Below are 14,037 nucleotides of genomic sequence, written 5' to 3'. Positions count from 1 at the left end.
CCCGTGCTCCCGGGCGGAGCGCTGCCTCCACGTTGCACTGCTGTTCGGGTGGAGTCAACGGCGTGTCCCCGGCCAGGACACGGGCCCTGGCGGTCCGGACACGGAATCCGGGTCAGGGCGGCGCGTCGCCGCGGCGGGCCGTCTCGTCGAGGAGCTCGCCGAGGTCCGTGAGGCGGTCGAGGCCGTGGACGGCGCGCGCCGTGCGGTGGTTGGCGGCGAGCCGCTCGCGGTGGCGGTGCAGGAAGGCCCAGTAGCCCGCGGTGTAGGGGCAGGCGCGCTCGCCCGTGCGGTCGGAGGGGCGGTACGCACAGGGCCCGCACAGGTCGCTCATCCGGTGGATGTACGCGCCGCCCGAGGTGTACGGCTTGGTGGTCATCAGGCCGCCGTCCGCGTACTGCGACATCCCGACGACGTTGGGCAGCATCACCCAGTCGTAGCCGTCGACGAAGCAGCGGTGGAACCAGTCCGTGACGGCCGCGGGGTCCCAGCCGTCCTGGAGGGCCCGGCTGCCGAGCACCATCAGCCGGGGGATGTGGTGGGTCCAGCCGGTGTCCCGTACCTGCGCGAGCACGGTGGACAGGCAGTTCGCGGTGACGGCGCCGGCGTCGAGTTCGAGGAACCATCCGGGCAGCGGGGCGGTGTGCCGCAGTGCGTTGCGGTCGCGGTAGTCCTCGCCGAAGTGCCAGTACAGGTGCCACACGTACTCGCGCCAGCCGGCGATCTGCCGGACGAACCCCTCGACGCTGTTGAGGGGCGCGTCGCCCTCCCGGTAGGCGCGCTCCGCGCGCTCCACGCACTCGGCCGGGTCGAGCAGGCCGAGGTTGAGGGGCGCGGAGAGCAGGCTGTGACTCATCACCGGATCGGCCGCGAGCATCGCATCCTCCTGGCCGCCGAAGCCGGGGAGGCGGTGGGTGATGAAGTGGCGCAGCGCGGCCAGCGCCTCGCGCCGGGTCGCGGGGAAGCGGCGCGGGCCGTCACGTCCGACGAAGGAGACGTCGCCCGCGCGCTCCCAGCGGTCGAGGTCGTGGCGCACCTCCTCGTCGATGGCGTCCTCGCGGGGCCGCCAGGGCCCCTTGACGCCGAGGGTGTCCCGGTCGCGGGGCGGGCGTTCGCGGTTGTCGTGGTCGAGGTTCCACCGGCCGCCGGCCGGCCCGTCGCCGTCCATCAGCAGGCCGTGGCGCTCGCGCACCGCGCGGTAGAAGCCTTCGAGCCGGAGGGACGTGCCGGCGTGGCGGTCTGCCCACGCGGCGAACTCGGCGTGCGGCACGAGGAAGCCGCGCGCCGGCAGGATCTCCACGCCGTCCAGCGCGGCGGCGAAGTCCCGGGCCCGGCGGGAGGTGGGGTGGTGGACGGTCAGGCGGTCGCCCTCATCCGTGGGCTCGGCGAGGGGAACCGGCCGGCCGAGGGCGCGTTCGAGGCCCTCGGCGTACGTATCGGCCCTCACGTAGGTGACCCGGTCGCCGAGTTCGGCGGCGCGGTGCCGCATCGCCGAGAGGACGAGGTGTGCCTTGGCGCGGTGGAAGCGGCGCCTGCGCAGCACAGAACGCGCCTCGATCATGATCACGGGGGCGTGGGCGTCGGGGCCGCCGTGGCGCGGGTCGAGGAAGTGCGGACCGAGTTGGTCCCCGAAGATCCAGTGGGGGCGCGGTGCCATGGGCGCGGTCCGCCTCTCGGGGCGTGGGGGATGGTGTGGTGTGTCACGGTGCGGGGTCGCGGCGTGGTGTGTCGCGGTGCGGGGTCGCGGCGTGGTGTGTCGCGGTGCGGGGTCGCGGCGTGGTGTGTCGCGGTGTGGAGTGGTGCAGTGTGGCGTGTCGGCGTCGCGGTGTGTCGGGTGTGGGGGCGGGGTGGGGGTGCGGGGCGGCCGGCGGCCGTACCCGCGATGGTGTCAGCCGCGACGCGTGGGTGCACGGCGACGCTCCGGCCGTGCCTGCGCCGGGCGCGCGCCCTGGGGCCGTAGGGTCGGCTTCCGGCCGCCGCGGAGGCGTACGGGGGCGGGCCCACGGGGGCGTACGACAGGAGTGGTGGCGTGCACGACCGTCCAGGCGACCGTCCCCCGGGTGCGCCCGAACAGCCGCCGCTGTTCGAGTGGGAGGACGGGCCGCCGCCGGGCGGCGGCTTCCGGGACAGCCCGCGCGCGCGGCGGATGCTGGACGTCCGGGAGGTGTACGCGGAGCCCGCGGCGCTCGCCTCGCCGCGCGGCCGGCAGATCCTTGCGGGGCTGCCGCCCGGGGTGCCCGTCACCGAGGTGACCGGCCACTGGCGCATCCCCTCGCTGCACGGCAACGAGGGCAACGTCGGCCGCTGGACCAGGATCAAGACCGAGACGCTGGTGCTGGGCGTCAGGCAGTCCCTGGCGATCCGGCCCAACGGCAGGTCGGCGGACTGGATCGCGCCGGGCGCGTCCAACGGGTGCGCGATGGCGTGCGCGTACTGCTACGTGCCGCGCCGCAAGGGGTATGCCAACCCGATCACACTCTTCACCAACATCGAGGCGATCGTCGCCCGCGTACGGGCGCATGTGCGGGCGCAGGGGCCGAAGCGTGAGCCGAACCAGTGTGACCCCGTGTCGTGGGTGTACGACATCGGCGAGAACGGCGACTGCTCGGTGGACGCGCTGGTCTGCGACAACACGGCCGACCTGATCGCGGCGTTCCGTGAACTGCCCACAGCGAAGGCGTCGTTCGCGACGAAGTTCGTCAACCCCGACCTGCTCGCGCTGGATCCGCGGGGTCGCACGCGGGTGCGTTTCTCTGTGATGCCGCCCGACGACTCGCGCCTGCTCGACCTCCGTACGAGCCCGGTCGCGGAACGCATCGCCGCCGCGTCGGACTTCCTCGACGCGGGGTACGAGGTCCACTTCAACCTCTCCCCCGTCGTGCTGCGGCCCGACTGGCAGCGGGACTGGGCCGAGCTGCTCACCCACCTCGACGACGTGCTGCCCGGCCGGGTGAAGGAGCAGGCGGGGGCCGAGGTGATCATGCTCACCCACAACCTGGGGCTGCACGAGGTCAACCTCGGGTGGCATCCGCGGGCCGAGGACGTGCTGTGGCAGCCGGACGCCCAGGAGTCCAAGCGCTCGGAGAACGGCGCGCTCAACGTCCGCTACACCCGCGGCGTCAAGCGCCAAGCCCTGGCCAGTCTGCGGGAGTTGATCGCGGCGCACGCGCCGTGGCTGCGGGTGCGGTACGCGTTCTGACGGGCGGGCGCGTGAGCGCGGGTCGCCGGGCGCGGGCGCCGGGCGCGCGGGTCGCCGGGGCTGGCGAGGGCTCGCGGCCCGGGGCGGCACACGGGGCCCGGGGTCGGCGCTCGACGCTCGGCGCCCGGGCGCCGGCGCTCGGCCGCCGGTAATGCGTTTGTGGCCTCCCGCCCCGCTGGGGAAGCATGCGGCGCATGGACAAGCCTGCGGAAATCCTCTCCTGCGACCGGGTTGAGCTGCGGCGATGGCGTACGGCCGACCTGGAGGCCCTGGCGCGCGCGACCACCGAGTCGCTGGCGCATCTGATCCCCTGGATGCCCTGGGCCGCGAGCCAGGACAGGCAGCAGACCGCGGAGTTCCTCGCCCGCAACCAGGTCGAGTGGCGGACCGGCGAGGGCTTCGGCTACGCCATCACGGTCGGCTCGGCCGTCGTCGGCAGCTGCGGGCTCATGCGCAGGATCGGCCCTGGCGGCCTGGAGATCGGCTACTGGCTCCACCCCCGCTGGACCGGTCAGGGCCTCGCCACCATGGCCGCGGGCGCCCTCGTCCGCCAGGCGTTCGCGCTCGCGGGCACCGACCGCGTCGAGATCCACCACGACGCGGCCAACCCCGCGAGCGGCGCCGTCGCCCGCCGCCTCGGCCTCACCGAGGTGTCCCGCGCCCCCGCCCCCGAGGGCCCCGAGGCCCCGGGCGAGAGCGGCGTCCGCGTGATCTGGCGCATGACGGCCGAGCAGTGGGCGTCGGGCGCGGGCGGGGCGTAGGGATACGGGCCTGGCTCTGGGGCCTGGCCGGTCGTGGGGGATCCGGGCGCGCCGGGGACCTGGGCGGAACGTCGGGGGGTGGCCGGGCGTTCTACGGGGTGGTACGGGGGTGTCGAGCGGGGACGGGTGAGGCGCGGTGGCGCGGCGGATCGTTGTCGTCGGTGGCGGGATCGCGGGTGCGGGGGCCGCGCTCGCGCTGCACAAGGCCGGGTTCGGCGTGGAGGTGTACGAGGCGTACGAGGACGGGGCCGAGGACATCGGGGCCTTCCTCACGCTCGCGAGCAACGGCATGCGGGCGCTGGCGCAGGTCGGCGCGTCCGAGGCGGTGGCCAGGACCGGCTTCCCGCTCACCACGATGCGCGTACTGGACGCCTCCGGCGCGGAGCTGGCGCACCGGCCGCTCGGCGAGGCCGGCGATCCGCTGCTGCGGTTCAGGTGCCTGCGGCGGGGCGAGCTCAACGCGGCGCTCCAGTCCGAGGTGGTGCGCAGGGGCATTCCCGTACGGCACGGCGCGCGGCTGGTGTCGTACGACGAGGGCGCGGGCGGCGGTGTGACCGCACGGTTCGCGGACGGCACCTCCGTCACCTGCGACCTGCTCGTCGGCGCGGACGGGCTGCGCTCCACGGTGCGGCGCGGGATCGCGCCGGGCGCGGAGCCGGGCTACGCCGGGCAGAAGGTGTTCTACGGGTACGCCCCCGCGGGCGCGGCCCCCGCGGGCGACCCGGGGTGCATCACGATGGTGCGCGGCAGCGCGGCCGCCTTCGGGTGCGCGGTGTCGCCCGGCGGGGAGGCGTACTGGTTCGCCCGGGTGGGCGGGGAGCCGCTGACCGCCGACGAGGTGGCGGGCGGCACGCCTGAGCGGTGGCGCGAGCTGCTCGTGCCGCTGCTGCGGGCGGACGCGACACCGGCCGCGGACCTCGTCGCCGCCACCGGCGGCCGCATCATGGTCACCAACTCCACCGAGATGCCGCTCGGCACGGCCTGGCGCTCGGGCCGGGCGCTGATCGTCGGCGACGCCGCGCACGCCGCGTCCCCGGCGACCGGGCAGGGCGCCTCGATGGCGCTTGAGGACGCCGTCGTCCTCGCCAAGTCCTTGCGGGACGCGCCGGACACGGACCGCGCGCTGGAGCTCTACGAGGCGCTGCGGCGGCCCCGCGCCGAGCACAACATCACCGCGAGCGGCCAGGCGTCCCGCGGCGGCCCGCCGCCGTCCCCCGGCCCTCGGGCCCCAGGCCCCCAGAGCGGCCGGGGCGCGCCGCCGCCCGCCCGACCTGGCGACGACGCCCTGGCGCGGCTGCTGGACTGGGACACGGGGATCTGGGAGGGACAGGTGCCGCGCGGCTGACGCTGCGTCGCAGCACCCTCTGGGCCCGACCTCGTTGCCACTTCAGGCCAACCGTGGAGAGGATGTCGGCATGTCCGACAACGGGGATGACGCCGTACAGCCTCCGGACCCTGCCGGCCGGCTGCGGCTGGCGGATGTCGTGGAGGCGGCGCAGGACGGGGCCGCGGGGAGCCCGGCCGGTCGCAAGGATGACCTGTCCGGCGGGCACGGGCCCTTCGCGGGGCGTGAGGCGTCCGCGACCACCGGCCCCCTCGCCGCCACGGCGGTGGCGCGCCGCAGGCGTGCCCTGGCCGAGCTGCTCGGGGAGTTCCGCCGTACGGCGGTGCTGGCGCCCCTGGGCGAAGGACCGGGGTCGGAGGAGGAACGCGGCTTCCTGTGCGCCGATCTCAACCGAGTCCGGTTCCTGCTGGCCTTCTCCGACGAGGCGGCGCTCGCCCGCTACGCACTCGCGCGGGGGGACGGGGCGCGGGAGTGGGCCTATCGGACCGTTCTCGGGGCGCGGCTGCTGGATGTCGCCGTGCCGGCGGCGGGCGTCCCGTGCGGGGTCGCCCTGGACTGCGCGGACGGAGAGGACGGGATGGTCTTTCCCCCGGTGCGTGGCATCGTCCCTGACAGTGTGGCGGTGGACTTCCACGAGGGCGATGAGGACACGGAGGGGCGGCCGTGAGCGGTGAGGGCAGGAACAAGGACCTGCAGACCGAGGGCCTCGGCCTGATCGCCCAGGGCCTGACGGGCGCGCTGGGCGAGTTGCAGGAACTCGGCATGGTCGGTGAGGCAGGAGCCGGGAGGGGTTTCAGCGACATCGCTCTGTCGGGCCTTCAGCTCGGTCACGACGGGCTCACGGGCGAGTTCCAGACCTTCTGTGACCGATGGGAGTGGGGCGTGCGGGATCTGGTCGCCGAGGGGAACGCGCTTGCCGGGAAGACCGGGATGTCCGCCGGGACGCACTATGAGACCGAGCAGTACCTGGAGGGCACGTTCAAGGTCGTCGCCAATGCCGCCGTCGGCAATCCGGATGCCTCCGAGGACGACGTCGAGAAGATGGGCTGGAGCGACATCGCCGGCTCTGGCGCCGGGGTGGACTACGGCAAGGACTCGTTCGACCGGGCGCTGGACAGCAGTGAGCAGGGGTGGAAGGACGCGGGCAGGGATGTGCTGAGCTCGCACACGCTGGCGCCTCCGGGCCTGAGTCCGGCCGACGTGCACCGCGCGCTCGGCGCCTCGGACCGTCAGTACGACCACCTGCTCGACGAGACTCTCGGGCCCTCGCCGGAGACACGCCAGGAGTCGACCGGCCGGCGGCACCGCGGGGATGAGAGCTAGTGGGTCTGCTCGGGGACATCGGTGACGGCCTCAACAAGGGCCTCGGCTACGGCGAGCACCTGATTGACGAGGGCAGGAAGAAAGTCGGGCAGGGCGTCGGCTGGGGAACCGACAAGGTCGGGGACGGGCTTGACCGCGTAGGTCTGCACGACTGGGCCGACGACGTCGAGGACTGGGGAGACGGCGTCGCCTCGGATCTCGGCGCCACCCCGGGGGAACAGCAGCTCGGACAGAGCGACCAGGCGAACGAACTCATTCACGGCGACCCCGGCAGGATCCGCGCGAGTGCACAGCACCTGACAGGCTTCCACGCGGCCTTCGACAAGGTGTCCTCGGGGATGAGGAAGGTCGATTCCTCGGGATGGAAGGGCGAGGGCGGCGACGCGTTCCGGGAGAAGTTCGACCTCCACCCTGCCAAGTGGGCCCAGGCGTCCGCGGCGTGCGAGACGGCCGCGCACGCCCTTGACTCGTACGCGCACACCGTCACCTGGGCCCAGAGCCAGGCCGAAGAAGCCATTGCGCTCTACAAGAAGGGCACAAAGGCATCCAGGGACGCGACGGACACCTACAACAGGAAGGTCGACGCGTACAACGCAAGAATCGACGCGGACGAGGACCCTGGGCCACGACCTGACCCCTTCGTCGACCCCGGCAAGGCCGACGTCAAGGCGGCGCGGGAGAAGCTCGCGGAAGCACGCAGGCAGCGCAATACGGCCGCCTCGGAGGCGCAGGGGAAGATCAGGACCGCCCTCGCTCATGCCCCCGCAAAACCGCCGCCCCTGGACAGGCTCGGCAACGACCTCCACGACGGCTACCAAGCAGCCAACACCGAGCTGACGCACGTCACGGGCGGCATCCTCAAGGGCACCGCGGGTCTGGTGGACTTCGCCCGCGGCCTGAACCCCACAGATCCGTACAACCTCACCCACCCTGCCGCGTACCTGCGGAACGCAAGCATGACGTTGTCGGGCCTCGTGTCGACCGCGGCGCACCCGGAACGCGTCGTGCAAGCCGCCGTCGACGGTTTCAAGAAGGACCCTTCCGAGTTCGTCGGCCGTCTGATCCCCGAACTCGTCGGCACCAAGGGCGCGGGGCTGGCTCGGGGCGGGCTGCGGCTGGCGCTCGCGGACGGCGCGAAGGAGGCAGCCGGGCAGGGGCTGCGCAAGGGCGCGCGGGCCGCGGTCGAGGACGGCGCGGAGGACGTCTCCCGGCGGGCAGGGGAGAAGGTCACCGCCAAGGACCCCGTCGATGTCGCCACTGGCCGTATGGTGCTGCCCGCGACGGACGTGACGCTCCCGGGGCACCTGCCCCTGGTGTTCAGGCGGCAGTTCGAGTCGTCCTACCGGCTGGGGGGCTGGTTCGGCCCGGCCTGGTCCTCCACGCTCGACCAGCGCCTGGAGATCGACGCGCAGGGTGTCGTGCTCGTCGGCGAGGACGGCCTCGTGCTCGCCTATCCGCATCCTGCACCCGGTGTGCCGGTGCTGCCGCACCACGGCCCCGCCTGGCCTCTCGACAGGACCGAGGGCGGTTACACGGTCACCGATCCGGAAAGCGGGACGACGCGGCACTTCGAAGACCGCTCAGACGACCGTGCGCTCCTCGCGCAGCTCGACGACCGCAACGGGAACTGGATCGCATTCGAGTACGACACGGACGACACCCCGCTTTCCTTGGCCCATAGCGGCGGCTACTGCCTGCGGGTGTCCACAGCGCAGGGGCGTGTGGCCGCGATTCATCTCAGGGGTGCCGCCCAGGACGGCGGCGACCAGGAACTGATCCGTTACGGCTGTACAGACGGCAACCTGACCGAGGTCACCAACTCCTCAGGTCTCGCGACACGTTTCACATACGACACATGTGGCCGCATCACGTCGTGGACCGACACCAACGGCAGCCGCTTCAGCTACGCCTACGACGACCAGGACCGGTGCACGCACCAGTCGGGAGCCGCGGGCCACCTGCGCTCGGACTTCACCTACGGGGCGGCAGACCCGGTGACGGGGGAGCACACCACCACCGTCACCGACTCGCTCGGACAGCGCACCCACTACCTCGTCAACAGCCGATGCCAGGTGGTCGCGGAGACCGACCCGCTCGGCGCGGTCACGCGCTGTCAGTACGACCGGCGCAATCGGCTCCTCGCACTGACGGACCCGCTGGGGCACACCACGTCGTTCCGCTACGACACCGCGGGCAACCTGCTCGGAGTCGTACGGCCGGACGGCAGGGCGTCGACCGCGCAGTACAACAGCCTCGGCCTGCCGACAGTGCTGGTGCACGCGGACGGCAGTGTGATCCGGCAGAGCTACGACGAGCGGGGCAACCGCATCTCCGTGACCGACCCGGCAGGGCAGGTCACCCGCTTCACCTACGACGAGACGGGACACGTCGTCGCCGTGACCGATCCGTCAGGGTGTACGACGACGTTCGTGACGAACGCGGCAGGTCTGCCCATGCGTGTCACGGACCCGCTGGGCGCAGCCACCTGTTACGGAAGGGACGCCTTCGGCCGTACGACCTCGGTCACCGACGCGCTGGGGGCCACAACACGGCTGGAGTGGACGGTCGAAGGTTTCCCGGCCCGACGCACGAACCCTGACGGCACCAGCGAGTCCTGGACGTACGACGGTGAGGGCAACTGCACCAGCCACACCGACGCCCTCGGCAATGTCGTCCGCTACGAGTACACCCACTTCGATCTGCTCACGGCACGCACGGAGGCCGACGGCGCGCGGTACGAGTTCGCGCACGACTCCGAACTGCGGCTGACCGGAGTCACCAACCCGCAGGGCCTTCGGTGGAGTTACGCGTACGACGCGGCAGGGCACCTGAGAACTGAGACGGATTTCGACGGCCGCGAACTGGCCTACTGCCACGACGCAGCGGGGCGCCTGGCCTCCCGTACGAACGCGCTCGGTGTGACCGTCGCGTTCGTACGCGACGCTTTTGGCCAGGTCCTCCACAAGGAGGTGGCGGGCGAAACCACCACCTACGCATACGATCTCGCCGGCAACCTCGTACAGGCGGCCGGCCCCGACGGCACCACCGTCACTCTCCTCCGCGACCGGCACGGCCGCCTGCGCTCGGAGACGGTCGACGGCCGGACGGTGTCGTACGCGTACGACGCGATGGGCCGCCGGACAGGCCGTAGGACCCCCGCCGGCGCCACGACCACGTACTCGTACGACGGCGCGGGTCGCCAGGTCGGCATGGTGGTCTCCGGACGGAGCATCGACTTCACGTACGACGCGACGGGGCGGGAGCAGAGCCGCCGTCTCGGGGAGATCGTCACCCTGCGGCAGACCTTCGACATCGGCGGACGTCTGGCTTCCCAGTCGGTGACCGGGACCGGCGGTCGGACCATCCAGCACCGCACGTACCGCTACCGCGTCGACGGCAACGTCACAGCCGTCGACGACATACTCTCCGGCGGCCGACGCTACGACCTGGACGCATCGGGTCGCGTGACGGCCGTACGAGCGGAGCAGTGGACGGAGGCATACGCGTACGACGCCGCGGGGAACCAGACGCACGCGCGCTGGCCGGCCGGCCATCCGGGCCAGGAGGCCGTGGGTCCCCGCTCCTACACGGGCACGGCCATCGTCCGCGCGGGCAACGTGCGCTACGAACACGACGCCCTCGGACGCATCACCCTCCGGCAGAAGACCCGTCTCTCCCGCAAGCCGGACACGTGGCGCTACGAGTGGGACGCGGAGGATCGCCTCGCCGCGGTCGTCACCCCGGACGGTACGCGCTGGCGGTACACGTACGACCCCCTCGGCCGCCGCACCGCCAAGCTCCGCATCGCGGCCGACGGGGAGACCGTCGTCGAACGCACGGTCTTCACCTGGGACAGCACCACGCTCTGCGAGCAGACCACCAGAGCCCCAGAACTGCCGGAACCGGTCACACTGACCTGGGACCACCAGGGCCGAAGTCCCCTGACCCAGACGGAACGCGTCGGCGCGACACACGCTCCCGACCTGCCCGACGCCGAGGTCGACTCGCGTTTCTTCGCCATCGTCACCGATCTCGTCGGCACCCCCAGCGAACTCGTCGACGAGCGGGGCGCCATCGCCTGGCGCGCCCGTAGCACCCTGTGGGGAAAAACAGCCTGGGCGACCGAAAGCACCACCTACACGCCGCTGCGATTCCCCGGGCAGTACTACGACCCGGAAACAGCGCTGCACTACAACTACTTCCGCCATTACGACCCGGAGACGGGCCGGTACCTGACGACGGACCCGCTCGGGCTGGCCCCCGCGCCCAACCCGGCAACCTACGTCGACAATCCCCAGTCCTGGGCCGACCCCCTGGGACTCTCTCCCTGTCCGCGAGGCGGCTGGGAGAACAAGGCAGACTTCTCCAGCCAGAAAGTCATGAGCAAAAAATTTCACGCCCATGCGGGGGATTTCCTGGACGACCCGGGAAACCTCAACAAGGTCAACCTGCAACGCTTCGAAGGCGCCATGCGCGAGCACATGACCGCAGATGACACAAGGATATATCGTTTCAATTACAGAAGCCAGGGACCGGCAGTCGGGTTTATCGATCCAGCTTCCCAGAAGATGGTGATGCTTCATTCGGATGGTAGGTTTTGGTCCGCGTGGAGGCTGGGCGACAGACAGTTCCAGGGAATCATCGATCGAGGTTTCTTGTTTTGACGGATTCGACTGACAAAGGTTCTGGCCCTGTGACGGACATTCTCGGCGAGGACGGCTGGTTCGCCTCGTGGTGGCTGCGGGGTAAAGAGGTGACTCCCGTGCCCGCGGGGGCGGAGCTGGACAGCGCGCTGCGACAGAGGATCGAGGCCGGGTGCCGGGCCGTGGAGGCGGACCGGATCTTCTTCGCCGACCTCTCGGGGTCGGCCGCCTCGGACGTACGGCTGCCGCTCGGCGGATGCCATGCGGTGGCGCGTCCGCCCGCCCTTTGGATGACACCGGGCCGCGAGGGAGCCGTACTCTTCCGTGCGGCTGGTTCCGCCGTCGTCGCGGGCGACGGGCGCTTCCTGGCCGGGGCGGTCCCCGAGGGGGTGGACGCGGCGCGCGCGAGCTTCGGCCGCCACGCGCGAGCCCTCGCGGACCGGCATCCGGGGCTGCGGGAGCTGGCAGCGTCGTATCCGCCCGCCCGGCCGGCCTGGCAGCGGGCGGAGGACGTCGACCCGGCGAGTTCGACGGGGCAGCAACTCGCACTGCTGGAGCACCTGCGGAATGGGGCGCTCGGCGCGCCGGAGTTCGCGAAGGCGTGGTGGCAGGCCAGGCGTGAGGCGCAGCGCGGAGGGGAGCGGGTGCGGGGGTCGCTCGCCGAGTTGTTCGGGCGCGTGTTCATGCTCCTTGAGGACTACCCGATCGATCCGGCACTCGCCGAACCCGGCGACCTGTCGGATGCCGGGCTACGCGCGGGGATCGAAGAGGCCTGGGAGGAATTCCGCCGTGGCTCGGGGACGTGACGGGCGCCCCGTGGGCGCTTCTGTGCCGACCTACCAGTGGCGGTGACGAGCGCCGCCGCCGGGGAACCACCTACGCGTCACCCGCCATGATCGTCCACTACGTGGAACAACATGGCTACCTGCCACCCGATGAATTCTGCGAGGCTGTGCTTGCATCGGAGTAGACCCTGGCGCCTCCTTCCCTTGCCGCCACGAGGGCGGCGGGGTGCGGGGATTCGGGGTTTTCGGGGGTGGTGTTCACCGGGGGGTGGGGTGGTGTTCATCGGTGAGCGACAGGTTCGGGGGCATGGCTTCAAGACCCCTTTCTCGTAAGCGTGTCCGGATCGCCGTGGCGGTCGCCGCCTCGCTCGCCGCGGTGGGGGCGGGTACCGCGGGCGCGCAGGCCGCCGGCTGGCTCTCCGCGCCGTCGCACGACTTCCGCGCCGCGGCCGACTCGTACGCGGGCCACGGCAGGGTGGCCGGTGACGTGCTGCGCAACGACACCGGCGCGACGGCCGTCGTGCGGCACACCGCGCCGTCGCACGGTACGGCGGACGTGAACGCCGACGGCACGTTCACCTATACGCCGAAGCCCGGCTTCCGCGGCACGGACACGTTCACCTACACGGCGACCGACGCGGTGCGGCTGTTCAAGGACGCCGCCGCGAACGGGAAGCCGCTGCCCCCGCTCGGGAAGGTCGCGGGACCCGGCGGCACCACCACGCAGCTCTCCGGCGAGGGCTTCGGCTCGTCGCTCGCGCCGGTGCCGGGCAGGCCGGGCCGCTTCTACGGGCTCACCGACCGTGGCCCCAACGCCGACGCGCCCGACGGCAACAAGTCCGAGATGGTGCCCGGATTCACCCCGCAAATCGGCGAGTTCACGCTTGTCGGCGGCAAGGCCGAACTGGTCGGGAAGGTCACGCTGAAGGGCCCGAAGCGGCTCGGCGGCACGCCGTACAGCGGGCGGCCACCGCACGACACGGACGAGGTGATCGACGACGTCGCGGCGACGAACGCGCACGGCGGCACGCCCGTACCGGTCGCCGCGGACCCGAACGGCTACGACTCCGAGGGCCTCGTCGCGCTGCCCGACGGCACGTTCTGGGTGTCGGACGAGTACGGCCCTTACATCACGCACTTCGACGCGCGCGGGTACGAGATCGGCCGGCTCACCCCGTACCGCGACAGCGCGGACAACGCGCACCACACGATCGTGGGGTACCTGCCCGCCGAGCTCGCCCACCGGGTGAAGAACAAGGGCATGGAGGGCCTCACGGTCACACCGGACGGGAAGACACTGGTCGGTGTGGCGCAGTCGGCGCTCCAGATGCCCGACCTCGGCAGCATCAAGGCGGGCAGCGTGGCGGCCACCCGGATCGTCACCGTCGACCTGCGTACGTACCGCACCAGGCAGTACCTGTACCTGCTGGACGACCCCGCGGCTACGGGCGACGCGAACAGCGAGATCACCGCGCTGTCGGCGACGAAGTTCCTGGTGGACGAACGCGACGGCGGCTTCGAGCCGTTCGCGCAGAAGACGCTGTACGAGGTCGACACCAACGGCGCCACGGACGTCAGCGGCCTGGAGATCGGCGGCAGGTCGCCCGAGGCGCTGGTGGGCGCCGACGGCACGGACAAGGCGCTGGCCGCCCTCACGGGCGCGGGCGTCCAGGTCGCGCAGAAGCAGCCGTACCTCGACGTCGGCTCGCTGCTCAGCCAACTCGACCCGGCCGGCGGGTTCTTCCCGCACGACAAGGTCGAGGGCGTGGCGACCGCGGACGCGGGCAGGACGCTGTACCTGTCCAACGACGACGACTTCGGCATCGACACCATCGCCGTGGACCCCGGCGGGAAGTGGACCGTCCACCAGAAGACACTGCCGTCGACGGGGCAGACCGACAACGGCGAGATCCTTGAGGTGGACACCGCCAAGCTGCCCGCGGTGCTGAAGACGGTGAAGGTCACCGTGCACGTGCGGTGACCT

Annotated in this window: 10 protein-coding genes; 9 read left to right on the top strand and 1 reads right to left on the bottom strand. The window is 72.0% G+C overall.

What is annotated here, in order from left to right:
* Positions 1–112: 112 nt before the first annotated feature.
* On the bottom strand, positions 113–1,654 hold the full coding sequence (locus ABEA77_RS16770) for a cryptochrome/photolyase family protein (protein WP_345647600.1): 1,542 nt from the start codon (positions 1,652–1,654) through the stop codon (positions 113–115).
* 372 nt (positions 1,655–2,026) lie between these two features.
* Here ABEA77_RS16770 and ABEA77_RS16765 point away from each other — a divergent pair, with 372 nt between their 5' ends.
* From ABEA77_RS16765 to ABEA77_RS16730, 9 genes are all read left to right on the top strand, one after another.
* Complete coding sequence (locus tag ABEA77_RS16765; RefSeq protein ID WP_425588290.1) at positions 2,027–3,196, top strand: spore photoproduct lyase family protein; 1,170 nt, start codon at positions 2,027–2,029, stop codon at positions 3,194–3,196.
* A gap of 194 nt (positions 3,197–3,390) precedes the next feature.
* Positions 3,391–3,957: a GNAT family N-acetyltransferase gene (locus tag ABEA77_RS16760; RefSeq protein ID WP_345647597.1), complete on the top strand. Its 567-nt coding sequence runs from the start codon at positions 3,391–3,393 to the stop codon at positions 3,955–3,957.
* Between the two features lie 136 nt (positions 3,958–4,093).
* On the top strand, positions 4,094–5,302 hold the full coding sequence (locus ABEA77_RS16755; RefSeq protein ID WP_345647594.1) for an FAD-dependent oxidoreductase: 1,209 nt from the start codon (positions 4,094–4,096) through the stop codon (positions 5,300–5,302).
* Between the two features lie 70 nt (positions 5,303–5,372).
* A complete protein-coding gene (locus tag ABEA77_RS16750; RefSeq protein WP_345647591.1) occupies positions 5,373–5,969 on the top strand; it encodes a hypothetical protein in 597 nt (198 codons plus the stop codon).
* On the top strand, positions 5,966–6,625 hold the full coding sequence (locus ABEA77_RS16745; protein ID WP_345647588.1) for a hypothetical protein: 660 nt from the start codon (positions 5,966–5,968) through the stop codon (positions 6,623–6,625). The genes ABEA77_RS16750 and ABEA77_RS16745 overlap by 4 nt, the downstream gene beginning before the upstream one ends.
* Positions 6,625–11,289: a putative T7SS-secreted protein gene (locus ABEA77_RS16740; protein WP_345647585.1), complete on the top strand. Its 4,665-nt coding sequence runs from the start codon at positions 6,625–6,627 to the stop codon at positions 11,287–11,289. The genes ABEA77_RS16745 and ABEA77_RS16740 overlap by 1 nt, the downstream gene beginning before the upstream one ends.
* Positions 11,290–11,318: 29 nt before the next feature.
* Positions 11,319–12,074 carry a hypothetical protein gene (locus ABEA77_RS16735; RefSeq protein ID WP_345647582.1) on the top strand — a complete coding sequence of 252 codons (756 nt, stop codon included), beginning with the start codon at positions 11,319–11,321 and terminating at the stop codon, positions 12,072–12,074.
* Positions 12,071–12,238, top strand: a complete 168-nt coding sequence (locus tag ABEA77_RS34105; protein WP_486389440.1) for a DUF7919 family protein — start codon at positions 12,071–12,073, stop codon at positions 12,236–12,238. Before ABEA77_RS16735 ends, ABEA77_RS34105 begins: the two co-directional genes overlap by 4 nt.
* 122 nt (positions 12,239–12,360) lie before the next feature.
* Positions 12,361–14,034: an esterase-like activity of phytase family protein gene (locus tag ABEA77_RS16730; protein WP_345647579.1), complete on the top strand. Its 1,674-nt coding sequence runs from the start codon at positions 12,361–12,363 to the stop codon at positions 14,032–14,034.
* Positions 14,035–14,037 lie beyond the last annotated feature (3 nt).

The sequence above is a fragment of the Streptomyces tremellae genome, from assembly GCF_039540215.1.
Taxonomy (GTDB): Bacteria; Actinomycetota; Actinomycetes; order Streptomycetales; family Streptomycetaceae; genus Streptomyces; species Streptomyces tremellae.
This window is presented reverse-complemented; position numbering and strand designations above follow the sequence as displayed.

Bases quoted from the DNA above. Each gene is read 5' to 3' on its own strand.
- ABEA77_RS16770 (WP_345647600.1), bottom strand. From the start codon at position 1,654: ATGGCACCGCGCCCCCACTGGATCTTCGGGGACCAACTCGGTCCGCAC.
- ABEA77_RS16760 (WP_345647597.1), top strand. From the start codon at position 3,391: ATGGACAAGCCTGCGGAAATCCTCTCCTGCGACCGGGTTGAGCTGCGG.
- ABEA77_RS16750 (WP_345647591.1), top strand. From the start codon at position 5,373: ATGTCCGACAACGGGGATGACGCCGTACAGCCTCCGGACCCTGCCGGC.
- ABEA77_RS16730 (WP_345647579.1), top strand. From the start codon at position 12,361: ATGGCTTCAAGACCCCTTTCTCGTAAGCGTGTCCGGATCGCCGTGGCG.